We start from the raw sequence: 24,243 nt of genomic DNA, 5'->3' as shown, positions 1-24,243 counted from the left end.
AGCCCGCTCCCACATTGGAATGCGGTCAACTGTAGGAGCTGGCTTGCCAGCGAAGGGGTCATCAGTTACAGCACAATACTCATGCCGTCATACGCCACTTCAACTTCGCGCCGACCCAGTTCGGCACGCTGCGGCGAATCCTCATCGAGAATCGGGTTGGTGTTGTTGATGTGGATGAGGACCTTGCGCTGTCTTGGCAGTTGCTCCAGCACTTCGAGCATGCCACCAGGACCGTTCTGCGCCAGATGGCCCATCTCCCGACCGGTACGGGTGCCTACGCCACGGCGCTGCATTTCATCGTCGTCCCACAGGGTGCCATCGACCAACAGGCAATCGCTATCAGCCATGATCTCCAGCAGCGGCGCGTCGACTTTGCCCAGGCCCGGGGCATAGAACAGTTTGCCACCGGTGTTGAGGTCTTCGACGATCAGGCCGATGTTGTCGCCCGGATGCGGGTCGAAGCGATGCGGCGAGTAGGGCGGGGCGGCGCTTCGCAGGGGCAGCGGGGTGAAGCGCAGGTTCGGGCAGGCGGGAATGCTGAAGCTCTGGTCGAGCTCGATGCGGTTCCAGCTCAGGCCGCCGTTCCAGTGGGTCAGCATGTTGAACAGCGGAAAACCGGTGCTCAGGTCTTCATGAACCATGTCGGTGCACCAGACCTGATGCGGGCAACCCTCGCGCAGGCTGAGCAGGCCGGTGGTGTGGTCGATCTGGCTGTCCATCAGGATGATTGCGCTGATCCCGGTATCACGCAGTGCTCGCCCCGGTTGCATGGGCGCGAAGCTTTGCAGTTGGGCACGGATGTCCGGGGAGGTATTGCACAGCACCCAGTTCACGCCGTCATCGGAAATCGCGATGGAGGATTGAGTGCGCGCCTCGGCCCGCAGGCTGCCGTTGCGAAAACCCGCGCAGTTCTCGCAATTGCAGTTCCACTGTGGAAAACCACCGCCAGCGGCGGAACCTAGGATCTGGACAAACATGGGCGCTCCATCATTTCAACGCTGAAAATAAAACGCCTCGGATAACCGAGGCGTTGTGCTGCATTCTGCCAGGGCAGAGATCAGCGGCTTGCGAAGTACATGGTGACTTCGAAGCCGATACGCAGGTCGGTGTAAGCCGGTTTGGTCCAGGCCATCGTTTGAACTCCTTCAGGTAGGGTTGGACAGCGCTATCTATATGTATAGTCCACCTCCAGTCAGAGATGTTCCAAATAGTTAGGCTGCTATGTTACTCAAAATTTCACAAGAATTGCCCGTGAAACTTTGAAAAAGCTCCTTACCGTCTGGGTAATGATCATTTTGTCGCTTGCCAAGGTGCGCCGGGTGCCGGGCTGTTCGCCAAGCAGCGCCAGCCGCCTTCTGCCCGGTTCAAATGCTGGACAGCCGCCAGCAGCGCGGCGCGGTCGGTCAACAGAATGGCCTGGGGCAATTGCGTCAGATAATCCGACGGGCGGCCGGCCAATTTGCCCTGCCAGAGCAATTCGGCGGCCTGGTTTGTCGTCAGGGCAGCGCTGGAAAACTGCTCCACCAAGGCTTGGCGTTGGGTAATGAAGGCGTTCTCGTCGAGGGTCTGGATCAACGTCGGCAACTCGCTCAGGAACTGTTCGATGTGCTGCAAGAGCTGGGCAGTGACCACGTTTGGTGATTGCACACCGAACAACAGCCCAGTTTGCCCGTGAACCTGTCGCAGGGCGCTGAACACCGCGTAACCCAATTGCAACTCCACCCGCAGGCGCTGATAGAACGGCGTCTGACAGACATGGGCAAGCAACCGCCAGGCGGCTTCGTCAGCCAGTTCCAGGGTGGCTGTCGGGCAGAACAACAGCAGCGCGTGTTCGCTGGAGTCGGTTTCTACGATGCTCCACAGGTGTTGCGAGGGCATTGACGAAGCCGGTGCCTGTTGCGTATCCGCAGTACCCGGCACTCGACTCAACGCCAGGCCCATGGCCGCTTGCGTTTGGGCAGAAAAACCGCACGCCAGGCCGGTCCAGCGAGCACCCGACCACAGTTGGGCCAGGTTGTCCGATTCGGCCGATTGTTCCAGGCAGAGATCGGGCAGCATCTTGAGTAACTGTCGAATCGGCATCAAGGCCGGGCGGGCCGGTGATGGCTGTGACAGCGCTGCTTCAGGCTGGCTCAGCAGGTTCAGCGCGTGTTCGAGGATGGTCGGCATCGGTGCCTGCAGGCCGGTCATTTTCAGCAGCCATTGATTGCCCGATGCGCCGAAGGAAAAGTCCACGCCAGCCTCTCCGGCGTCTTCGCGCAACGCTTGCAGGTTGTTTTCCAGGCGCGATTGCAGGCTGGCGCCAGGTGCCGCCTCGAGGCGCCAGCGCAGGTAAAGCGCCGCTTCAGCACCGGTATCCGGCAAGGCCTGGCTGAACTGCATCGGTGAGCGTTCGCGGCGGCTGCGTGAGCGGTCTTGTGCAAAGGTGCGCAGGCCCCGGTGAGCGCTGGTTTGTCCGCGAATCAAACCGGCGCCAGAAGGCGAAGGTTCGGTGCGCAGGAACGGATTGGGTGCGGGGAGCTGCCACGGGCCAGCGAAGATATCCACAGCGCCGATTCTTTCCAGAATGACCTTGAGGGCAGCAACACCGGCGTCGGATAAGCCTGCTTCGCGCTCTTCGCTGTCCTGCCGGGCCAGTTGCAAGGCGCTGCCTGGCTGGCGCTGGCGCAGCGCCGCGTATTCTTCGCGCAGCCCGCGCCAGTCTTGCCGGGCGAAAAAGCCCAGCCAGTCCTGCAACTGTTCGCCAATTCCAGTCGCCGGGGCATTGGCGGCCAGTGTGAACTCAATGTGCAGCAAGGCTTGCCCGGCGAACTGGTACAGAGGGTGCGCCTTGAGGTTTTCAACTCTGCCCTGTTTGCGCAGTTCAGCCAGCAGCCCACCGGGTTTTGCGGTGTTCAGCCAATGGCACAGAAAGCCCAGCGCTTCGGCGGATGAGTCGGGCAGTGCTTCAAGGGCAAACAGCAGGTCCAGCCGATGCTCGCCGACCTGTTGATAACTATTGTCCGCCCCAGCCATCAGCGGCGTCGGGGCTTGTTGCGGGATCTTCTCGCCCTTGGCAATGACGTTGCCAAATGCTTCGGCCAACTGCCGCAACTCATCAAGGCTCTGGGGGCCGGCAAGGCTCAAGGTCATTTGTCCGGTCTGGTAATAGCGCTGGAAAAAATCCTGCAAGGCTTGCTGGAACTCGGATAACGGCACCGGCAGGCTGTCGCGGTTGCCTGCATGAAAACCGCGCAATGGATGAGCGTCGCTAAGCCCGCCCAGCAAAGCCAGTTGCTGCTGCGCCGCAGCATCCTGCGACCAGGCGATGAATTCCGCCTGCAGCACCTCCCGTTCCCGGTGTTGGTCGTCCAGGTCCATGCGTGGATGGGCGAGCATGTCTGCCAGCCGCTCCAGGCCCTCGGCAAATGCCTGCAGTGGCAACTCGAAAAAGTAATCGGTGGTGCGCTCGCAGGTTTGTGCATTTACCTGGCCGCCGTGGCGCTGGACGAAAGCCATCAGCCCCTGGTCGGCGGCAAAACGCTCGGTACCGAGAAACAGCAGGTGCTCAAGAAAGTGCGCCAGGCCCGGCCAGGCCAACGGCACGTCATGGCTGCCAGCGGCAACCCGCAACGCCGCCGCACAGCGCTTCAAATCCGGGGCATGACGCAGCGTCACCCGCAAGCCGTTGGCCAGGGTTTCAGTGTGGGGGCGAGGGGGATTCAGCGCAGGCATGAGCACTTCCAGGACAGAGAAGTGCCAATGCTAGCGGATAACGGTGGCTCAGCGCTTGTTCAGCGTGCCGTAAAGCTCGGGGCGGCGATCGATCAGGTAGCGATTGGCGGCGCGGGAGTCGAGCATCAACTGGCGGTCCAGTTCACCGACAATCAGCGCTTCATCGAGTCCCGCCTGGGCAATGCGGCTGCCGTCCGGTGCGGCGATGCTGCTTTGGCCACAGTAGTGGATATCGCCTTCGCTCCCGCAATAGTTGGCATAAGCCACGTAGCACTGATTCTCGTAGGCCCGGGCGCGTACGGTGACGTCAGCGATGAAGTCGAACGGGATCATGTTGGCCGTCGGTACCAGGATCAGTTCGGCGCCGGCCAGGGCCAGGCGCCGGGTATTTTCCGGAAATTCGAGGTCGTAGCAGATCAGGAAGCCGAGCTTCCAGCCGTTGAGTTCAACGACAGGGAAGTCGTCCGTACCGGCGCTGAACATCGAGCGGTCGAGATCGCCGAACAGGTGCGTCTTGCGGTAATTGCACAGGCGCTCGCCATGGGCGTCGATCAGTTGCACGGCATTGTAGATCTGCCCGTCTTCGCAGCGTTCGGGATAGCCATACAGGATGGCGATCCCGGCGGCCTTGGCAATGCGCGCGATCTGTTGCGCCGATTCGCCGTTGTGCACCTCCGCCAGCACGCTGACGGCATCGACGCCGATGTTGTAGCCGGTCAGGAACATCTCCGGCACTACCAGCAAGTCGGCGCCCTTTGCCTCCAGCGCCAGTTGATGCAGGCGCTGAAGGTTGCCGGCGACATCCAGGGGCAACGGTGGACATTGGTAAAGGGCTACGCGCATTTCAGATTCCTCTTACTCGGGCAGGGCGATAGGGCCAATCTCGTTGAACACATCTCCTGGACCCGGATTCTCGGCGTGAGTTGCACCGCCGAAGTGTTTCATGATGCCCCACACCGCATTGAGCGAGGTCTGAACCGCGCCTTCGACCCAGGCCGGCGTCCAGGACACGTCGTCGCCGGCGATGAAAATCCCGCGCTGTTCGGCCGGCATGTCGTCCTGCATGAAATGCGCGTACATGCGCTGGTTGTAGCGATAGTGACCGGGCAGTGCACCCTTGAAAGCACCGAGGAAATGCGGGTCGGCTTCCCAGGACACGGTGATCGGATCGCCGATGATACGTGCGGCGATGTCGACTTTCGGGTAGATCTTTTTCAACGCGTCCAGCGCCAGCTTCACGCGTTTTTCCACCGGGTGCGGGAGCATTTTCAACGCGTCGCTCATCCACGAGTACGACAGGCAAATCACCCCGGGCTTGTCATCGCCGTTATCGAACAGGTAAGTGCCGCGCGTCAGGCGATCGGTGAGGGTCATGCTCATCAGGTCGCGGCCGGTTTCCGGATCCTTGTCCTTCCAGAACGGACGATCGACCATCACAAAGGTTTTCGACGATTGCATGTAACGGGTGCGGTCCAGGGCCATCCACATCTTCTGCGAAAACAAGGTTTCGTCGCATTCGATCTGGGTGGTCAGCAGCCAGCTCTGGCAGGTGGTCAGCACCGCGGCGTATTCGCGGGTGTCGCCGTTGTTGTCGGTCACCGCAAAACGGCCGCCCGGTGCATGGGCGATTTTCTTCACGCCGGAACGTGGTGCACCGCTGTGCAAGGACTTGAGGCTGGTGCCCTGCGGCCAGTGCACGCAGCGTTCCGGGACATGGCGCCAGATGCCCTGCGGCACTTGTTCCACGCCACCGACCACCAGGTGCTGGTGATCGTCGCAGTTGGTCATCACCACGCGGAAGATTTCCAGCATCGAGTTGGGGAAGTCCGAATCCCAGCCACCGGTACCGAAACCGACCTGGCCGAACACTTCACGGTGATGGAACGACAGCTTGGCAAAGGCTTCGGAGGTGGCCACGAAATCGTAGAAGGTGCGGTCGTCCCACAGCGGTACGAGGGTGTTCCATAGCTCCTTGAGGCGCGGCACGTCGCGGTCGCGGATGGCCTGCTGGATATCGGAGAACTGCGAGCCCGCTTCCAGGGCATCGGCCCAGGCGTCGGCGACTTCCTGAAACAGTGCAGGAAGATCCGCCAGTTTTTGTGCGTAATGGGTCTTGCCTTCCAGATCGATGACAGTGCTGCCGGAGGCTGGTGTCAGCGGGTTGGGGAAGGGTTTGGTTTCAAGGTTCAGCTTGTCGACGTAGTGATAGAACGCCGTAGACGATACCGGAAAGCGCATGCCACCCAACTCGGCGACGATGCCATCGGTGCCATTGAACGCCTGGGAGCGCAGGCGGCCGCCCAGCTTCGAGGCCTCATAGACCACGGGCTTGAGACCCAGCTTCATCAACTCGTACGCGGCCACCAGCCCGGCAATCCCGGCGCCGACAATCGCCACTTCGGCACCGTGATGGTGCTCGGGAATGCTGCCCAGGCCGGCCGGGTGTTCGATCCAGTCGTCGAAGGCGAAAGGAAAGTCCGGACCAAAAATGGTGACTGGTTTTTTACCGTCTGCAGGATGGCGATTGTTCTTGTTCATGGCTGACCTTGCTGTCGACCCGACGCGGAATGCGCATCTGAGTATAGGAAAAGATGCCAGCCATTCTAGAGAGCGTAGAACACGTTAATAAGACGCAAAGTGTCGTCGTTTTGCCAGATTATTGATCAGTATGACAATATAATTGCGCACACTGACCACTGTAGGAGCTGGCTTGCCAGCGATGAGGTCCTTGAGTCTTGTGTTGATGGTCCGGACGCCTTCGCTGGCAAGCCAGCCCCTACAGGTTCTTTGCAGGCCAGCCAGACACCCATAACCACCGGAAAAATCTCAAACCGGCTGCCCCCGATCAATCTTGCTGCTCAGGATGATCGAGGTCGTAGTCTTCTCCACCCCATCCACACTGCCAATCTGATCCAGCAACTGATCCAGCTGCTCCGGCGAATCGGTGCGCAACCATGCCACATAATCAAATTCGCCACTCACCGCACACAACTGCTGCACCTGCGCCATTGCGCTCAGGCGCCGCAACACTTCCTTGCCGGACCGCGGTTGCACGGTAATCCCCACATACGCCTGCAGCCCGCCATCCACCACGCGCTGGCCAAGTCGCACGCCATAGCCGGTGATGACCTTGGCTTTTTCCAGCCGCGCCAGGCGCGACGTGACGGTGGTACGGGCAATGCCCAGTTGCCGGGCGAGCATGGCCACGCTTTCGCGGGCATTGATCTGCAGGGCCGCAATCAGCTGACGGTCGATTTCGTCGAGAACGGGCGGGCGGATGTCAGGCAAGGCGGGTCTCCAGCGGCATGGATCAATATCCGGGCATGTTACAGGCACATCCCCCGCAGCGCTCGCGACGCCAATATCCTACTGACCGTGGGCGATAACCGAACAGAAAAGCCAACGCCATTTCAGGACGCGTCTGACATACGTGGCAGTGCCCGCTTGCCGATCATTGATTCTTTCCGTGGCGTCGGGTCGCGGAGAGGTCTATGAAGGTGCCAGGGGGCGAATGGAAAGGGTCTCGTTTGATGTTGATCACGTGTATTGCATATCCCTGAGTGAGCGCCATGACCGGCGGCAATTGTTCGAAAGAACCATCGCTACGCTCATTTCAAACCCGATCGAGTTCTTCATCGCTCAGCGCTGTAGCGACCCGATCCGAGGCTGTTACGAGTCGCATCAAGCATTGGCCAGAAAAGTCCTGGCCGAAGGTTGGCAACGGGTGTTGATCTTCGAGGATGACGCCATGCCCTACCGGTTTCATCCGGCACAGGTGGGCTGGGTGAACCGGTTTATTCGCCGCAACAGGTTCGAGGCATTGCACCTGGGGTACAGCATGGGGCGCACATGGCTGACCTGGTTCCCGTTCATTGCCCGTGGCAACGTGGTGGCGCTGCACGCCTATATCCTCTCCCGCGAAGGCTGCAGGGTGCTGGCTGCAACACCTTATGTGGGGGAGCCGGTCGATGTCCTGTTCAAACGGCAGATCAAGCAACACTGCGTATTTCCCATGCTGTTTCGTCAGCACGCGGCGGCGGTGACCGGCAGCGACATCGAGGTGTTCGCGATGAATGAAGATGAGTGGTGGGAACGCAACTGGAAGAAGCACAAACGCTCGGTATGGAAAAATCTCTGGCGAACGGTGTTTCGATTGAGGTTTTGAGGATTGACCCTGGACCTTCATTTGGTCTGTGATGTAAGACAGCTCATTTGCGGCCGTGGCACGAAGGGACAGGTCATGACGAAGAAAATGCCTCCAGCTGTACGGGATCGCGCCTGGGAGATTGCCCATCACGAAATGGGCCACTACGCCGTGGCTCGTGCCTTGGGTTTTGCCACGGGCAGCGTGAGCCTGACAGTGACCATGGACTTGCGGCATCACGGCGGTGCGTCCATCAGCCTGGTGCGGGCAATATCGTCGATAGACGCCATGAAGCAACATCTGGAGGCTCGAATGATGGTCCTCCTGGCTGGCGCGATGGCGCAGACACTGGCAGCAAGACACCCAGGCGGACAGCGCGTCGACAAGTCGAAAGCCACAGCCATCCTCAAGGGAGAGCAGGGGGCGGAACAGGACTACGCAAAGATCAGGGAGCTGCAGCATCTGCTGCGCAACATCGTCTACCCCGAGACCGATGCGGCGTCGTCCGAGCGCATATCGACTGAGCTAAAAACGCTCACGGATCGGGCGTGGCAGCGGACCCAAGACATTGTGGAAGAGCTGTCCGGGACCATTGCCGAATTGGCGGCGGCTTTGGTGGACGGGATGGCTATCGTCGAGCAGTGGGGGCGGGCGGCGGATACTTACGAGGTTATGCTGGCGGGGCAGATGCTTGAGCGGCTGCGGGCAGTGCAGGACATTCCGTCTATTGGTGTTGGAGGCCCCGAAAAGTCTGGACGTGTTTTCGATGGATGAACTGCTGCCCGCTGAACGATTATGCGATCGCTTGACTGCTTCAGGTCATTCAGACACGCAAAAGCCGCGCATTGCGCGGCTTTTTTGTTTGGTGGGCCCACACGGACTTGAACCGTGGACCAAAGGATTATGAGTCCTCTGCTCTGACCAACTGAGCTATAGGCCCCATTGGTGGCGGATTATAGCGACGGTTTCGCGGCTGTGCTATCCGAAAAATCTATTACTGTTGTACGAAGAAACGTCGCGGCGAATTCGTCGGGGGGCAGGGGCAGGCTGACGATGTAGCCCTGGATCTGTTCACAGCCTTCGGCGGCGAGAAATTGCTGCTGCGCCTGGGTTTCGACGCCCTCGGCGATGACCGTGAATTGCATGCTGCGGCCGAGCGCGATGATGGCGCGCACGATAGCGGCATCGTGGGGGTCATCCGGCAGGCCGCGGACGAAGGACTGGTCGATCTTGAGAATATCCAGGGGCAGGCGCTTGAGGTAACTCAGTGAAGAGTACCCGGTCCCGAAGTCGTCGATCGCCAGTTGCACGCCCAGGTGCTTGAGTTGGTGCAGCACCGCAAGCGCTTCTTCGGCCTGGCTCATGATGAAGTTTTCGGTGATTTCCAGTTGCAGTAAACCGGGGTTGAGGTTGTTGTCCTTGAGCAACTGTTCGATGCGCCCGAGCAGGTTGGGTTGGCGTAGTTGGGCCCCGGCGAGGTTAACCGACAATGGGCCGAGGCCTTCGTACATCTGGTTCCATTCATACATCTGCCGGCAGGCGGTCTCGAGTACCCAGTCGCCGATCTGCAGGATCATGCCGTTTTCTTCGGCCAGTGAGATGAAGTGTTCGGGCGGCACGTCGCCAAAGGTCGGATGACGCCAGCGAATCAGCGCTTCGGCACCCACCAGGCGATAGTCGTCGAGGCTGATCTTGGGCTGGTAGCACAGGTGCAGTTCGTTGCGCTCGATAGCGCGGCGCAGTTCGTGCTCCAGCGCCACGCGTTCGCTGGCTTGGGCGGTGAGGTCGCAGGTATAGCTTTCGACGCGGTTGCGGCCTTTGGCCTTGGAGCGGTACATCGCCGCGTCGGCGTTTTTGATCAGCGTGGCAACGTCGCTGCCGTCCTTGGGGTAGAGGCTGGTGCCGATGCTGGAGCTGATGAAAAACTCATGTTCGCCGGCCTGGAACGGCGCGGTGAAGCAATTGAGCAGCTTGGTGGCGATGTTGTCGGCGTCACTGGGTTGCTGCAGGCCAGGGAGCAGGATGATGAATTCGTCGCCGCCCAGGCGCGCAACGGTGTCGATGTCGCGCAACTGGTCCTTGAGGCGTACGGCAATGCCCTTGAGCAGTAGATCGCCGACCGGGTGGCCGAGGCTGTCGTTGATGTGCTTGAAACGGTCCAGGTCGAGGAACAGTACCGCACCTTGGCCGCCGTTTTCCTTCTGGTGATTGAGCGCGTTGAGCAAGCGGCTCTCGAACAGCGTGCGGTTGGGCAGGCCGGTCAGCGGGTCGTGGTGGGCTTGGTAGTCGAGTTTGGCCTGGGCGTGTTTGAGGCTGGAAATGTCAGCGAACACGGCGACGAAGTGGGTGATGAAATTGTCGCGATTGCGCACGGCGCTGATGGTCAGCCAGCTAGGATAAAGTTCGCCATTCTTGCGTCGGTTGGAAATCTCGCCTTGCCAATGACCTTCGGCGGTCAGTTGATGCCACATGGCGGCATAGAACGCGCTGTCGTGCAGGCCCGAGGCAAGCAGGCGCGGGGTGTGGCCCAGTGCTTCGCTTTCGCTATAGCCGGTGATTTCGGTAAAGGCACGGTTGACTGCGCTGATATGTTGCTGGGTATCGGTGATCAACACGCCTTCTGCGGTGCTCTCGAATACCGTGGCGGCCTGTTGCAGTTTTTCCTGCATCAGGTGGCGTTCGGTGATGTCCCGGGCGATGGTCAGCATGCAGTCGTCGTCGCCGATCGGCAGCGGACGGCTGGAAACCTCGCAGAGGCGGATCTGCCCGTCGCTGCGGCGAATATGGCAGCTGAAGTCGCGGACGAAACCGTCACGGTGCAACAGGTCGAGCATTTGTTTGCGCTCATTGAGATTGACCCAGATGCCGAGGTCCAGGGCCGAGCGATCCACCGACATTGCGCTGTTGAAGCCGGTAATGCGGCTGAAGCCCTCGTTGACCTCGATCAACAGGCCATCGCTTTGCCGGGACAGCAGCAAGCCGTCTGGTGAGGCGTGGAAGGCCTTGGCAAATTTCTCTTCGGAGGTTTGCAGTTGTTGTTGGGTTTCCTTGAGCTGGGTGATATCTCGCACCACGACCACCAGTGCCGGCGTCGTATCGAGGTCAAAGGGCTCGGCAGAGATCAGGCCGGTGAACACTTGGCCATTGCTGCGGCGAAAGGGCATCTCCAGGTTGCGGATGCTGCCGGCCTGCAAGCGCTGCAACAGTCCTGGCCCGACGCCCGGGATGCCCCAGATGTTCAGGTTGGTGGCGGTCTGGCCGATGACGTCTTCGGCCCTGAGGCCGATCTGGTCTTCGAACGCCTCGTTGACTTCCAGCAGGCAGCCGTCGCTGAGACGCGCAATCACCAGGATGTCCGGGCATTGCTGGAACACCGAAGCAAACTTCTGTTCAGAGAGGCGCAGTGCTTCTTCGGTGCGTTTGGTTTCGCTGATATCGATCATCAAGCCACGCATTACCGGCTCATGGCCATGTTCGATCAGGCTGACGATGTCGCGAACCCACAAGCAACGCCCGTCAGCGGTGATGACCCGGTAATCGAGGGTGTGGTCTCGACCGGCCAGCACCTCGTGATCGCAGAAGCTCTGCGCGCGGGTGAGGTCGGCGGGGTGAATGATGTTGCGCCAGAAGCCCGGAATCAACCAGTGGGACAGGGGGTAACCGAGCAGGTCTTCGGCGTGGGGCGACACATAGCTGTAGGTGAAGTCGCTCATCCGCGCTTCCCAGGCGATGGCCGACAGGCTCTCCACCAGCCCGCGATAATGGTATTCGCTGCTGCGCAGTTCCTGCTCCAGATCGACCCTGCGGGCGATTTCCGAACTCAAGCGGCGGTTGACCCGGATCACGGCGGCCAGCACGAGAATCAGTAGCAATAGCCCAGGCAGGCCGTAGACCAGCAGATCGGACCAGAACGTTCGATGATCGAGGACGTTGCCAACCCAATGCTCCTGGATCGAACTGATTTCAGCCGGTGACATGTCGGCCAGGACTTTATCCAGGATGCCGACCAGCATCTTGTTATCCCGTGGTACCCCCATGGCCAACTGATAGCGGTAAGGGGTTTCGCCGCTGACATACAGCCCGTCGAGCTTGAGCTGGCGCAAACTCCAGACGCTGGAGGCGAGATCGCTTACCACGGCGTCCACTTCATCGGTGGCCAGTGCCTGCAAGGCAGAGCTGACGTTGGGCATCGCCACCAGATTCAGATCGGGATTGTGGGTGCGCAACAGTTCGTGGGGCGCGTAGTTTTCCACCACGGCGATCTTCAGCCCGTACAGGTCTTTGAGTTTGCGCGGTTGGGCGCCCCCGACATGCGCCAGGATAACGATCGGGAAATCCAGGTAGGGGCGGGTGAATGACAGGTAGGCTTGGCGTTCCGGGGTCGACATGATGCCCGGCAAAAGGTCCAGCTTGCCTTGTTTGGCCTGGTCCAGCACGACCGTCCAGCTCACGGGTTCGATGGGTGTGAGCTTGATGGCCAGTCGCTGGCGAATCAGGTCGATATAGTCTGCCGCAAGGCCCTGGTAGCGCCCCTTGTCGTCGCGAAACTCAAAGGGGGGCCAGGACGCATCGACACCCAGGCGCAGGTCCGGGTGGGCTGCAAGCCAGCTACGTTCTTCGTCGGTTAGAGTCAGCGCGCCAGCCGTTGCGGTCCAGGTAATCAGCGACAGCAAAAACAACACGGTCGGCAGTCTGGGCATAACGGTCTCGTTATGGCTCGGGGAATGTTTCGAGTGTAGACGGGCAAATCGGCGGGTGGGGGTGGAGCGGGGGATTTAATCTGCACAAAACAAAACCCCCGGCCTGGGCCGGGGGTTCTGGTGTCACTCGTCGAGGAAGGAGCGCAGGTGCTCGCTTCTCGTCGGGTGGCGCAGCTTGCGCAACGCCTTGGCTTCGATTTGACGAATCCGTTCACGGGTCACGTCGAACTGCTTACCAACCTCCTCGAGGGTGTGGTCGGTATTCATGTCGATACCGAAGCGCATGCGCAGTACCTTGGCTTCACGGGCAGTGAGGCCGGACAGCACTTCGCGAGTCGCTTCCTTGAGGCTCTCAACGGTGGCGACATCGATTGGCGACTGCATGGTCGAGTCTTCGATGAAGTCGCCCAGATGGGAGTCTTCGTCATCACCGATCGGGGTTTCCATGGAGATCGGCTCTTTAGCGATCTTCAATACCTTGCGGATCTTGTCCTCAGGCATTTCCATGCGTTCGCCCAGCTCTTCCGGGGTCGGTTCGCGACCCATTTCCTGCAGCATCTGGCGGGAAATACGGTTGAGCTTGTTGATCGTCTCGATCATGTGCACCGGAATACGGATGGTGCGGGCCTGGTCGGCGATCGAGCGAGTGATCGCCTGACGGATCCACCAGGTGGCATAAGTCGAGAATTTGTAGCCGCGACGGTATTCGAACTTGTCTACCGCTTTCATCAAGCCGATGTTGCCTTCCTGGATCAGGTCGAGGAATTGCAAGCCACGGTTGGTGTACTTCTTGGCGATGGAGATCACCAGACGCAAGTTCGCTTCGACCATCTCTTTCTTCGCGCGGCGGGCCTTGGCCTCACCGATCGACATGCGACGGTTGATGTCCTTGATCTCGGCGATCGTCAAACCGGTTTCGGTTTCCAGCGCGGTCAGCTTCTGCTGGCAACGAATGATGTCCGGCTGCAGGCGACCAATGGCTTCAGCGTATTTGCTTTTGCCTTTGGCCAGTGCATCACTCCAGCTTTCGTCGACTTCGTTGCCCGGGAACTGGCGCAGGAAGTCAGCACGCGGCATGCGTGCATCACGAACGCAGAGCTGCATGATTGCACGCTCTTGCTGACGCAGACGATCCAGGGCGCTGCGCACACGCTCGACCAGGCCTTCGAATTGCTTCGGAACCAGTTTGATCGGCATGAACAGGTCGGCCAGGGCCAACAGCTCGGCAATTGCCAGCTTGTTGTGGCGACCGTGCTTTTTCAGCGCCTTGCGGGTGATTTCCATCTGATCGGCGACAGCGCCAAAACGCTGGGCGGCGATGATCGGATCCGGACCGCTTTCGGCTTCTTCTTCGTCATCGGAAGCTTCGGCGTCATCGTCGTCGGAATCGTCATCCGCTTTCGCGGCCTTGGCGTCGATCGGCGGCGGCACTTCCGCTGCAGGCGGCGCAATGCCGTCGTCCGGGTCGATATAACCGCTCAGGACGTCGGACAGGCGGCCACCTTCGGTGGTGACGCGAGTGTATTCGGAGAGAATATGATCAACCGTGCCAGGGAAGTGCGCGATTGCGCTCATCACTTCACGGATGCCCTCTTCAATACGTTTGGCGATTTCGATTTCGCCTTCACGCGTGAGGAGCTCGACCGTACCCATTTCGCGCATGTACATGCGCACCGGGTCGGTTGTGCGACCAATGTCGGTCTCGACCGCTGCCAACGCAGCAGCTGCCTCTTCGGCCGCGGCTTCGTCGGTATCGGCGTCGGCCAGCATAAGGGAATCCTTATCTGGCGCAACCTCGAATACGTTGATCCCCATGTCGTTAATCATGCGGATGATGTCTTCCACCTGTTCCGGATCTGAAATATCCTCCGGCAGGTGGTCGTTGACCTCCGCGTAAGTCAGGTAGCCCTGCTCACGACCAAGGGTGATCAACTCTTTGATACGAGACTGCTGTTGCGCTTTTCCGGACATAACACCCTATCCACTGAAGGTCTTGGCGGGCAAAAAACAAGCCGAGGATTATACCTGAGCTATGACCTCACGCGCCAGTTGAGGTCGGGTTTGATGCGGAAACATTGCCTTTAAATAGGTCGCGCATCTGATTTGCTATCTGCATTTTCTGTTCCGCGGTCAGTCCTGGGTCGTTGGCTTTTTTGATGAGCTCGTCCAGGGTATGTGTGTGCTGGGCTGCGGATAACCTATTAATGGTGTCTAAAAACTGTTGTTCAAGGTTGTCCCCTCGAATTAACCATTCCTTTTCCGCAAGCGCCTTGAGCAGGCGCCCCTGATCGGTTCCATGCCAGCGAGCCATCAGTTGGATTGAGTTTAGCCCAGGATTTTTCTGAACTGCCTCGACCAGCGCGACCAGGAGCTGCGCATAGGTATTTGTCTCATTTGCAAAATGATTGGCACTCTCCACTTTTCCCGCCATGTTCGGGTGGTGGATAAGGGTACGGATTGCAATGAGCGTTGGTGCCTCGACAGCTATAGGCGTTCTGGGTGGACTTTGCTGATCGCGATAACCGCCACGCTTGCCATTCTTGTCCCAGGGTTTCTTGTCCCATTTCTTGCCGCCGGCACCGGTTTTTTTCGGTGTCCACTCTTGCTGTGGTGCATACATCTCCGGTGCCTGCGGCTGATGGTAGTCGCTGTAATCCGGCATTGCGTCGTAATCGAAGCCCGGATCGTAGGCGGGCGGTGCTTCCTGGGGGGCGGTTTGGGCAAGCTGACTAACGGCCTCCCCGCTGAGGCCGGTGATTTCGCTCAGGCGCTGTCGCATCAGGATGCGCAGGTTGGCCCCCGGGACTTTATCGATCAGCGGTGCCGCCAGGGTGGCCATGTGGGCCTTGCCTTCGAGTGAGCGCGGGTCGGCTTCTTCCGTCAGTTGCTGGAAAAAATAATCGGCCAATGGCTGCGCGTGCTGGTTGATGCGTGCGCGGAAGGCATCGGTGCCTTCGGAGCGGACCAGGGTGTCTGGATCTTCACCTTCGGGCAGGAACAGGAATCGGGCGCGACGGCCATCCTGCAGGCTCGTCAGCGTGGCTTCGAGGGCTCGCCAGGCGGCGTTGCGGCCGGCCTGGTCGCCGTCGAAGCAGAACAGCACGCTGGGCACGACGCGAAACAGGCGCTTCATGTGCTCTTCGCTGGTGGCGGTGCCCAAGGTCGCGACGGCATTGCGCAAGCCTTGCTGGGCGAGGGCGATGACGTCCATGTAGCCCTCGACGACGATGATTTCGTCGAGGTTGCGGTTGTTCTTGCGCGCTTCGTACAGGCCGTAGAGTTCCTGGCCTTTATGGAAGACCGGGGTTTCCGGCGAGTTGAGGTACTTGGGCTTGTCGTCGCCCAGTACCCGGCCACCGAACGCGATGATGCGCCCGCGACTATCGCGAATCGGGAACATCACGCGATCACGAAAGCGGTCGTAGCGTTTGCCGGTTTCGGCGTTCTCGATCAACAGGCCGGCATCGATCATGGCTTTTTGTTGCAGGGTGTCGCTGCTCAAGTGCTTGAACAGGTTGTCCCAGCCCGGCGGCGCAAAGCCAAGGCCGAAGTCCCGGGCGATTTCACCGGTCAGTCCTCGACCTTTCAGGTAGTCCACGGCAGCTTTGCGCGCCGGATGGCTCTTCAGGGCCTGGCGATAGAAATCGGCGGCAGCGGTAAGCAACGGGTACAGCGGCGAATCGGTTGGCTGGCGCGGCTTGTGCGGTCGCCCGCTTTCCTCGCGGGGGATTTCCATCCCGGCGGCCTTGGCCAGTTCTTCGACAGCCTGGGGGAAATCCAGGTTGTCGTGGTCCATGATGAAGCCCAGGGCGTTGCCACCCGCGCCGCAGCCAAAGCAGTAATAGAACTGCTTGTCGGGACTTACGCTGAAAGAGGGTGTTTTCTCTTTGTGGAACGGGCAGCAGGCAGTGTGGTTCTTGCCGGCCTTTTTCAGTTGCAGGCGCGAGCTGACCACGTCGACGATGTCGGTGCGGTTCAGAAGGTCGTCAATGAAGCTCTGGGGAATTAGCCCGGCCATGGCGTTCTCGTCATCTGCGCTGAAAGGGGACCGAAGCGAAGGGTGGCTGAACGCGGATCATTGCTTGAGGCACGCACAATGTGCGGCTCGACCGGTATCGCCTGCATAATCGCTATCGGGAAGTGTATCTGCCGAAAATCCACTGACGTTACTGCCTGTCAGTATTCGACTGTTTGAAAGTGTTGCGCTGAATCCGGCTGCGACCCGTCAAGGGTCTCGGATAGCTCTTTTTCGGCACGCATACAGGTGCCTTGGGCTGATCGTCGTGAGAGGAATCAGTGGGTGTGCTCGTCAGTAGCCTTGAAAGGCTCGTCAGAAAAGACGTGCACCGCTGGCAAAAAAGCCAGGTCTGACGCAGTGAAGCAGATTTGTCTCGGTCGCGTCTGCGGCTTCGACGGTGAAGCATCAAGCGTTTTACGCAAATGCCATAAGCCCGGCTCAGAGCCGGGCTTGGCAGAAGCTTGCTACGATCGTCTGTGTATTAGTACAGACGAACGGCGCGGCGCTGTTCGCGCTGAACTTTCTTGGCGTGACGCTTAACAGCGGCTGCTGCCTTGCGCTTACGCTCAGAAGTTGGCTTCTCGTAAAATTCGCGGCTACGAACTTCAGCCAGTACACCGGCTTTTTCGCAGGAGCGCTTGAAACGACGCAGAGCTACGTCGAAGGGTTCGTTCTCTTTTACTTTGACGGCTGGCATCCAGAGCTACCTTCATTCATTACCGGGGTCAACATCCTCGCGGCAAAAGAGCACTTGAAGACGTCGGTTTTTAAGGGTTGCGGATGTTAACCCCTCATCGCACGGAATGCAAAGCCTCTGATCGAAAACCGCTGGTCGGGGCATCACGCGGCGACTATTATGCGCGCCTTCGAATTCAGCCTAAACAAGGCGCAAACCCATGCTAGTACTGGGATTAGAAACCTCTTGCGACGAAACCGGTGTCGCGCTTTACGACAGTGAGCGCGGCCTGCTGGCCGATGCGCTGTTCAGCCAGATCGACCTGCACCGCGCCTATGGTGGCGTAGTGCCGGAGCTGGCCTCGCGTGACCACGTCAAGCGCATGCTGCCCTTGATTCGTCAGGTGTTGGCCGAAGCCGGCTGCGTGCCGACCGAGATCGACGCCATCGCGTATACCGCGGGCCCCGGCCTGGTCGGCGCGCTGCTGGTCGGTGCTTCCTGTGCCCAGGCGCTGGCCTTTGCCTGGGGTATTCCAGCGCTGGGCGTGCACCACATGGAAGGACACCTGCTGGCGCCGATGCTGGAGTCTCAGCCGCCCGAATTTCCGTTCGTCGCTTTGTTGGTGTCGGGCGGCCATACGCAGTTGGTTCAGGTCGATGGAATCGGTCAATACACACTGCTTGGCGAAACGCTGGACGATGCCGCGGGCGAAGCCTTCGACAAGACCGCGAAGATGATGGGGCTCAATTATCCGGGTGGCCCGGAAATCGCTCGCCTGGCAGAGCAGGGCGTTGCAGGACGTTTCGTCTTCCCGCGTCCGATGTGCGACCGCCCAGGCCTGGACTTCAGCTTCAGCGGCTTGAAAACTTTCGCCCTGAACACCTGGCAGCAGTGCGTGAGCGCTGCAGACGACGGTGAGCAAGCCCGTTGCGACATCTCGCTGGCGTTCCAGCAGGCCGTGGTAGAGACTTTGACCATCAAGTGCAAGCGCGCCCTGAAAGCGGCTGGCATGAAGCGCCTGGTGATCGCTGGCGGCGTCAGTGCCAACAAGGCGTTGCGCGTTTCCCTGGAAAAAATGCTCGGTGACATGAAGGGCGATGTTTTTTACGCCCGTCCGCAGTTCTGTACCGATAATGGCGCCATGATTGCGTTTGCTGGCTGTCAGCGCCTGAAGGCCGGTCAGCAGGAAAGCCTGGCGATCAGCGTGCAGGCGCGGTGGCCGATGGAGCAGTTGTCGCCTTTGTGATGAGGGCGGCGCCTGGCTGGCGGCTAAAAATGCCGTTCGCGCCCGGCAAACAGGTCGCGTAGATTGCCCCGGTGGCGCCAGACGATCATTGCGGTCAGGGCGCACATCGGCAGCAGAGCAGCCGGCTCTTGCCAGGCCAACAGTGGCAGGGTCAAGGGCGTGGCGATCAAGGCGGCCAGCGAGCTGGTACGGGTCAGGTAGAACGTCAGCAGCCAGGCGCATACCGCCATCAGAGCCGCGGGCGGGTATAGCCCCAGCAGCATGCCGGCAGCGGTGGCGACACCCTTGCCACCGCGAAAGTGGAAGTACAGTGGAAACAGGTGGCCGATGACGGCGCAAACACCGATCCAGGCCTGATCCTGTAGTGACAAGCCTGCGAGACCGGCGATCAGTACGGGCAGCAGGCCTTTGCAGAGGTCGCCGAGCAGCGTCAGGATGGCGAGTTTCTTGCCCGCCAGGCGCAGCATGTTGGTGGCGCCAGCATTGCCCGAGCCACTCATTCGCGGATCGGGGTTACCGGTCAAGCGGCTGAGCAAGATGGCGAAGGACAGAGAGCCGAGCAGGTAGGCGAGGATCGCCAGTAACCAAAACATGCTAACTATTCCGGGCGAGGACGCCCTGATTCTAACGGCGCATTGCGCCCTTGTCGTGCAGCGGAGAAAAGTGCTTGGACAGAGTGTTTATCGAGGGCCTGGAAGTCGACACCGTGATCGGTGCCTATGACTGGGAGCGAGGCATCCGACAGTGCTTGCGGCTTGACCTGAGTTTCGCCTGGGACAATCGCCCGGCCGCCGCTGGCGATGACCTGACCCTGGCGCTTGATTACGCGAGCGTTTCATCGCGCATCCAGGCGTTTGCCGAGCAGGCACAGTTCCAGTTGGTCGAGACTTTCGCCGAGCGCCTGGTGGAAGTGCTGATGAGCGAATTCAAGATCACCTGGATGCGCCTCAAGTTGACCAAGCCAGGCGCAGTTCCTGCCGCTACCGGTGGCGTGGGTGTGGAGATCGAGCGCGGATGTCGCTGACTCAGGTGTATCTCGGGCTCGGCAGCAACATCGAGCGCGAAACCCATTTGCAAGCCGGCCTGGAAGCCCTGGCGGGTTTTCTGGTGGATATTCGTTGCTCCGCGGTTTTCGAAAGCCAGCCGGTGGGGATCAAGAGCGGGCCGTTCTTCAATTTCGTGGTGTCGGCCTACACCGACTTGCCGCTAATGGAGCTGGATCGCCGGTTGAAGTTTATCGAGGCCGATAACGGTCGTTATGCACCGGATCGCCGAGGTTTGCCTCTGGATATCGACGTGTTGCTGTACGGCGACCTTGTGGGAAACTTCGATGGCCTGGTGTTGCCGAGGGCGGAAATTCTTAAGAATGCCTTTGTGTTGTGGCCGTTGTCGCTGATTGCTCCAGATCGCGTACACCCGGGCGTAGGTAAAAATTTCGCCGCGTTGTGGGCCGAATCGCAGATTGATCAGGTGCTGGCGCCGGTGGCGTTTGAGTGGCGTGGGCAGTCATTGACCCCGTCCAGCTTGCTGTAAAGCAATGATCGCAGCCAGCCTGCGGCAGCTCCTCCAGGGAAACGCATATTTCCCCTATAGGAGCTGCCGCAGGCTGCGAACTTTTGATGCTTAAGCTTGTTCCTTGTAGGCCTTCAAAGCCTTGAGCCGTTCGCGCTTGATCGCCTCACCCAACTGCGGCCCCTTGAATCCCTGCTCCAGCAACGGCTGAACCGCCACGCTACGCGCTGCTGTCGCCGCCCCGCGCAGATAATCCGCCTGTGGATAACTTCTCTGCTCCAGCCCTTTACGGCCACGTGCATCCATCTCGCACGCTGCGATGAATTCCTCGAACCGTTGCGGTCGACGGTAAACGTCGAAGCTCTGCAGTAGCTCGAGCAAGGTCGATGGCTTCAGCTCGAGTGCGCGATGACCGTGGGTGTGATATTCGCCCACCAGCAACGCCAGCTCCTGGCAATCCTTCGGCGCCTTGAAGCGTTCGTTGACCACCTTGATCAGTTTCAGTCCCTTGGACTCGTGAGCAATGTGCCGCGGCCATTGATCCTCCGGCGTCAGTCCTTTCCCCAGATCATGTAGCAGGCACGCCCAGCGCACGGTCAGCGGCTGTTCATGTTCTGCCGCTTGCTGCAGCACGCTCAGGGTGTGGGCGCCAGTGTCGATTTCCGGGTGGTGGCTCTCGGGCTGCGGGACGCCAAACAGTGCGTCAACTTCCGGCATCAGCTCTTTAAGGGCAGCGCATGCGCGCAACACTTCGATAAACACCTGTGGCTGATTTTCCATCAGGGCGCGGGAGATTTCTTTCCAGCTGCGCTCCGCCGTAAGCGCTTGCAGTTCGCCTGATTCGCTGAGCTGGCGCATCAGTTCAAGGGTTTCGGGGGCGACGGTGAAGCCGAGTTCGGCATAGCGTGCCGCGAAGCGGGCAACGCGCAAAACCCGGAGGGGATCCTCGGCAAACGCTGGGGAAACGTGCCGAAGAACACGGGCCTCAAGATCGCGCTGGCCGTTGTAGGGGTCGGTCAGTTTCTGCTGATCGTCTTCGGCCATCGCGTTGATCGTCAGGTCGCGGCGAATCAGGTCTTCTTCGAGGGTCACATCGGGACTGGCGTGGAACGTGAACCCACCGTAACCGCGTCCGCTTTTGCGTTCGGTCCGGGCGAGGGCATATTCCTCGCCGGTTTTCGGATGAAGAAACACCGGAAAGTCAGCCCCCACCGGCCGATAACCCTGGGCGAGCATCTCTTCGGTCGTCGCTCCGACCACGACTCGGTCGATGTCAGTGACAGGTATGCCGAGCAGGCGATCGCGTACCGCACCGCCAACTTTATAAATCTGCATGAAAAACCTCCGTTAGCTCGACAGGATAACCCTTACGTCGAGCGTTCGGAGGCACAACCGGAATCACAAATGGATGACGGCCAGGTCCAGTCGGCCGTAATCGCCTTCGCTGTGTTCACTGCGTGGCGGCACATGGTGGGTTTTCATGATCTGGTCACCCTGCAAGGTTTCCAGGTGAATATCGAAGCCCCAGAGGCGATGCAGATGCTTGAGCACTTCCTCGGTGGACTCTCCCAGCGGTTTTCGGTCATGTTGTTGGTGACGCAGGGTCAGGGAGCGGTCGCCGCGTCTGTCGATGCTGTAGATCTGAACGTTCGGTTCGCGATTGCCCAGGTTGTACTGTGCCGCCAGGGTTTCACGGATGATGCGATAGCCGCCTTCGTCGTGAATGGCTGGCACCAGTAGATCGTCTTTCTGATCATCATCGAGAATACTGAACAGTTTCAGGTCACGGATCACTTTGGGTGAAAGGTACTGCAGGATGAAACTCTCATCCTTGAAACTGCTCATGGCGAACTTGATGGCTGCCAGCCAGTCGGTGCCGGCAATGTCCGGAAACCAGCGGTAATCCTCTTCAGTGGGCTCTTCGCACATGCGACGGATGTCGCGATACATGGCAAAGCCCAAGGCGTAGGGGTTGATGCCGCTGTAATAGGGACTGTCGAAGCCAGGCTGGAAGACAACGCTGGTGTGGGACGTCAGGAACTCCATCATGAAGCCATCGGTCACCAGGCCTTCGTCGTATAGATCGTTCATCAGGGTGTAGTGCCAGAATGTGGCCCACCCTTCGTTCATGACCTGGGTCTGGCGCTGTGGATAAAAATACTGGGCGATCTTGCGTACGATCCGCACGATTTCCCGCTGCCAGGGCTCCAGCAACGGCGCATGTTTTTCGATGAAGTACAGGATGTTTTCCTGCGGTTCGGCGGGGAAGCGCGCGTTGTCCTTGTCGCTGTACTTGTCCGCGCCTTTGGGAATGGTGCGCCACAGGTCATTGATCTGCTTCTGCAGATGTTCTTCCCGGTCTTTTTGGCGGCGCCGTTCTTCCTCGGCGGAAATAGGGTAAGGGCGTTTGTAGCGGTCGACCCCGTAATTCATCAAGGCGTGGCAGGAGTCGAGCAAGTCCTCGACCGCATCGATGCCATGGCGCTCCTCGCATTGCATGATGTACTGCTTGGCGAACACCAGGTAGTCGATGATCGAGCTGGCATCGGTCCATGTGCGGAACAGGTAATTGCCCTTGAAGAAGCTGTTGTGCCCGTAGCACGCATGCGCCACCACCAGCGCCTGCATGCAGATGGTGTTTTCCTCCATGAGGTAGGCGATGCACGGATCGGAGTTGATCACGATTTCATAGGCCAACCCCATCTGGCCACGCGTGTAGGACTTTTCGGTGCTGAGGAAGTGTTTGCCGTAGGACCAGTGGTGATAGCCCAGAGGCATGCCCACAGAGGCGTAGGCGTCCATCATCTGCTCAGCGGTGATCACTTCAATCTGGTTAGGGTACGTATCGAGCGCGTAGCGAGCCGCAATACGACTGATTTCACGGTCGTAGGCCTGGATCAGCTCGAACGTCCATTCCGATCCGGTGGATATGGGTTGGCGCTTCTGCTCTTTGGCGGTCATGTCACTAACCTGCGCTGGAAGAGTTCACGGAAGACCGGATAGATATCCCCGGCCGATACCAGTTGTTGCTGGGCAAAAGTGTCGGAAAAGGCTTCGGCGATGCGCTCGTATTCGAACCACAGGGCCTGATGTTCCCGTGGGGTAATCTCGACATAAGTGTAGTACTGCACGAAAGGCATGATCTGGTTGATCAGGATGTCGCGGCAAATCGGCGAGTCGTCGTTCCAGTTGTCGCCGTCGGAGGCCTGGGCGGCATAGATGTTCCACTCGTTTGCCGGATAGCGCTCGGCCATGATCTCTTGCATCAACTTCAAGGCACTGGACACGATGGTCCCGCCGGTTTCGCGGGAGTAGAAGAACTCTTCCTCGTCCACTTCACGGGCGCTGGTGTGGTGGCGGATGAACACCACGTCAATCTTGTCGTAGTTACGCTTGAGAAACAGGTACAGCAGGATGAAGAAGCGCTTGGCGATGTCCTTGGTCGCCTGGGTCATCGAGCCGGAAACGTCCATGAGGCAGAACATCACCGCCTTCGAGCTGGGGTTGGGTTGCTTGATCAGCAGGTTGTACTTGAGGTCGAAGGTGTCGAGAAAAGGGACGCGATGAATGCGTGCGCTGAGTTTTTCGATTTCTGCCTCAAGTTCCTGGATATCGCCGAAGTTGTCCGGTTCTTCCTGTTTGAGTCGCAGGAGTTCTTCCTTGGCTTCGCGCAGTTTCGCCCGGCTGCTGCCAGAGAGGGCGATTCGCCGAGCATGGGCTGAGCGCAGTGTGCGGATGATGTTGATCCGCGACGGATTGCCCTCGTTGCTGATCCCTGCGCGAACGGTCTTGAAGGTGTCGGTGCCGGTCAGGTTGCGCTTGACCAGGTTAGGCAGCTCAAGGTCTTCGAACATGAATTCGAGGAATTCTTCCTGGGTGATCTGGAAGACGAACTCGTCCATTCCTTCGCCCGAGTTGCCGGCCTTGCCAGGCCCTCTGCCGCCACCACCCCCAGGTGGGCGCGCAATGTGTTCGCCGCTGGTGAATTCCTTGTTGCCGGGGTGCACGACGGTCTGTTTGCCGCCACGCCCGTGGTGAAGCACCGGTTCGTCGATGTCACGCCCCGGGATGCTGATTTGCTCGCCGTGTTCCATATCGGTAATGGAACGCCGACTGACCGCCTCTTCGACAGCCTTTTTGATGTGGTCACGGTACCGCCGCAGAAACCGCTGGCGGTTCACCGTGCTCTTGTTCTTGCCATTGAGACGTCGGTCGATCACATAGCTCATAGGC

19 protein-coding genes and 1 tRNA gene are annotated in these 24,243 nt (G+C 59.6%); 5 read left to right on the top strand and 15 right to left on the bottom strand.

Going from position 1 to position 24,243, the window contains the following annotated elements; genetic code table 11:
- Positions 1-65: 65 nt before the first annotated feature.
- The 6 genes from pqqB to NQL71_RS00275 form a co-directional block, all read right to left on the bottom strand.
- Positions 66-977, bottom strand: a complete 912-nt coding sequence (pqqB, locus tag NQL71_RS00300; RefSeq protein ID WP_046818203.1) for a pyrroloquinoline quinone biosynthesis protein PqqB — start codon at positions 975-977, stop codon at positions 66-68.
- A gap of 80 nt (positions 978-1,057) precedes the next feature.
- Positions 1,058-1,132, bottom strand: a complete 75-nt coding sequence (pqqA, locus tag NQL71_RS00295; RefSeq protein WP_003444522.1) for a pyrroloquinoline quinone precursor peptide PqqA — start codon at positions 1,130-1,132, stop codon at positions 1,058-1,060.
- Positions 1,133-1,290: 158 nt separating this feature from the next.
- The gene (gene pqqF / locus NQL71_RS00290; protein WP_274642137.1) at positions 1,291-3,714 is read right to left on the bottom strand and encodes a pyrroloquinoline quinone biosynthesis protein PqqF; all 2,424 of its coding nucleotides are present in this window, start codon (positions 3,712-3,714) and stop codon (positions 1,291-1,293) included.
- Positions 3,715-3,762: 48 nt separating this feature from the next.
- The gene (locus NQL71_RS00285; protein WP_046818201.1) at positions 3,763-4,557 is read right to left on the bottom strand and encodes a carbon-nitrogen hydrolase family protein; all 795 of its coding nucleotides are present in this window, start codon (positions 4,555-4,557) and stop codon (positions 3,763-3,765) included.
- Between the two features lie 12 nt (positions 4,558-4,569).
- A complete protein-coding gene (locus tag NQL71_RS00280) occupies positions 4,570-6,252 on the bottom strand; it encodes a flavin monoamine oxidase family protein (protein WP_166619229.1) in 1,683 nt (560 codons plus the stop codon).
- A 288-nt stretch (positions 6,253-6,540) separates the two neighbouring features.
- Positions 6,541-7,002, bottom strand: coding sequence for an Lrp/AsnC family transcriptional regulator (locus tag NQL71_RS00275; RefSeq protein WP_046029956.1), 462 nt, complete (start codon positions 7,000-7,002; stop codon positions 6,541-6,543).
- Positions 7,003-7,225: 223 nt separating this feature from the next.
- Here NQL71_RS00275 and NQL71_RS00270 point away from each other — a divergent pair, with 223 nt between their 5' ends.
- Together NQL71_RS00270 and NQL71_RS00265 are read left to right on the top strand one after the other, a co-directional pair.
- The gene (locus NQL71_RS00270) at positions 7,226-7,879 is read left to right on the top strand and encodes a glycosyltransferase family protein (protein WP_248685915.1); all 654 of its coding nucleotides are present in this window, start codon (positions 7,226-7,228) and stop codon (positions 7,877-7,879) included.
- Positions 7,880-7,954: 75 nt separating this feature from the next.
- Positions 7,955-8,632, top strand: a complete 678-nt coding sequence (locus NQL71_RS00265) for a zinc metalloprotease (RefSeq protein WP_274642136.1) — start codon at positions 7,955-7,957, stop codon at positions 8,630-8,632.
- A gap of 89 nt (positions 8,633-8,721) precedes the next feature.
- On the opposite strand, the gene NQL71_RS00260 is transcribed toward NQL71_RS00265, so the two are convergent.
- From NQL71_RS00260 to rpsU, 5 genes are all read right to left on the bottom strand, one after another.
- A tRNA-Ile gene (locus NQL71_RS00260) sits at positions 8,722-8,798 on the bottom strand.
- 13 nt (positions 8,799-8,811) lie between these two features.
- A complete protein-coding gene (locus tag NQL71_RS00255; RefSeq protein ID WP_046818198.1) occupies positions 8,812-12,558 on the bottom strand; it encodes a bifunctional diguanylate cyclase/phosphodiesterase in 3,747 nt (1,248 codons plus the stop codon).
- A 123-nt stretch (positions 12,559-12,681) separates the two neighbouring features.
- Complete coding sequence (gene rpoD / locus NQL71_RS00250) at positions 12,682-14,529, bottom strand: RNA polymerase sigma factor RpoD (RefSeq protein ID WP_046818197.1); 1,848 nt, start codon at positions 14,527-14,529, stop codon at positions 12,682-12,684.
- A gap of 67 nt (positions 14,530-14,596) precedes the next feature.
- A complete protein-coding gene (gene dnaG, locus NQL71_RS00245; protein ID WP_274642135.1) occupies positions 14,597-16,576 on the bottom strand; it encodes a DNA primase in 1,980 nt (659 codons plus the stop codon).
- Positions 16,577-17,057: 481 nt separating this feature from the next.
- Positions 17,058-17,273 (bottom strand): 30S ribosomal protein S21, encoded by a 216-nt coding sequence (rpsU, locus tag NQL71_RS00240; protein ID WP_002551877.1) that lies wholly within the window; start codon positions 17,271-17,273, stop codon positions 17,058-17,060.
- A gap of 199 nt (positions 17,274-17,472) precedes the next feature.
- Between rpsU and tsaD the strand changes: the two genes are divergently transcribed.
- Positions 17,473-18,498, top strand: coding sequence for a tRNA (adenosine(37)-N6)-threonylcarbamoyltransferase complex transferase subunit TsaD (gene tsaD, locus NQL71_RS00235; RefSeq protein ID WP_046818194.1), 1,026 nt, complete (start codon positions 17,473-17,475; stop codon positions 18,496-18,498).
- A 23-nt stretch (positions 18,499-18,521) separates the two neighbouring features.
- Here tsaD and plsY read toward each other — a convergent pair whose 3' ends face one another.
- On the bottom strand, positions 18,522-19,091 hold the full coding sequence (plsY, locus tag NQL71_RS00230) for a glycerol-3-phosphate 1-O-acyltransferase PlsY (RefSeq protein ID WP_046818193.1): 570 nt from the start codon (positions 19,089-19,091) through the stop codon (positions 18,522-18,524).
- Positions 19,092-19,165: 74 nt separating this feature from the next.
- Here plsY and folB point away from each other — a divergent pair, with 74 nt between their 5' ends.
- Both folB and folK read left to right on the top strand, forming a co-directional pair.
- Positions 19,166-19,522 carry a dihydroneopterin aldolase gene (gene folB / locus NQL71_RS00225; protein WP_008051601.1) on the top strand — a complete coding sequence of 119 codons (357 nt, stop codon included), beginning with the start codon at positions 19,166-19,168 and terminating at the stop codon, positions 19,520-19,522.
- Entirely contained in the window at positions 19,513-20,031 is a 519-nt protein-coding gene (gene folK, locus NQL71_RS00220; protein ID WP_046818192.1) for a 2-amino-4-hydroxy-6-hydroxymethyldihydropteridine diphosphokinase, read from the top strand. Before folB ends, folK begins: the two co-directional genes overlap by 10 nt.
- 90 nt (positions 20,032-20,121) lie before the next feature.
- On the opposite strand, the gene NQL71_RS00215 is transcribed toward folK, so the two are convergent.
- The 3 genes from NQL71_RS00215 to NQL71_RS00205 form a co-directional block, all read right to left on the bottom strand.
- Complete coding sequence (locus NQL71_RS00215) at positions 20,122-21,345, bottom strand: multifunctional CCA addition/repair protein (protein WP_274642134.1); 1,224 nt, start codon at positions 21,343-21,345, stop codon at positions 20,122-20,124.
- A 63-nt stretch (positions 21,346-21,408) separates the two neighbouring features.
- The gene (locus NQL71_RS00210; protein WP_046818190.1) at positions 21,409-22,971 is read right to left on the bottom strand and encodes a SpoVR family protein; all 1,563 of its coding nucleotides are present in this window, start codon (positions 22,969-22,971) and stop codon (positions 21,409-21,411) included.
- Complete coding sequence (locus NQL71_RS00205) at positions 22,968-24,239, bottom strand: YeaH/YhbH family protein (protein ID WP_008061553.1); 1,272 nt, start codon at positions 24,237-24,239, stop codon at positions 22,968-22,970. The genes NQL71_RS00210 and NQL71_RS00205 overlap by 4 nt, the downstream gene beginning before the upstream one ends.
- Positions 24,240-24,243: the final 4 nt, after the last annotated feature.

Origin of the sequence: Pseudomonas serbica (genome assembly GCF_028823535.1) — a bacterium.
GTDB lineage: Bacteria > Pseudomonadota > Gammaproteobacteria > Pseudomonadales > Pseudomonadaceae > Aquipseudomonas > Aquipseudomonas serbica.
Note: the sequence above shows the minus strand (reverse complement) of the source record. Positions and strands in the feature narration are given on the sequence as shown.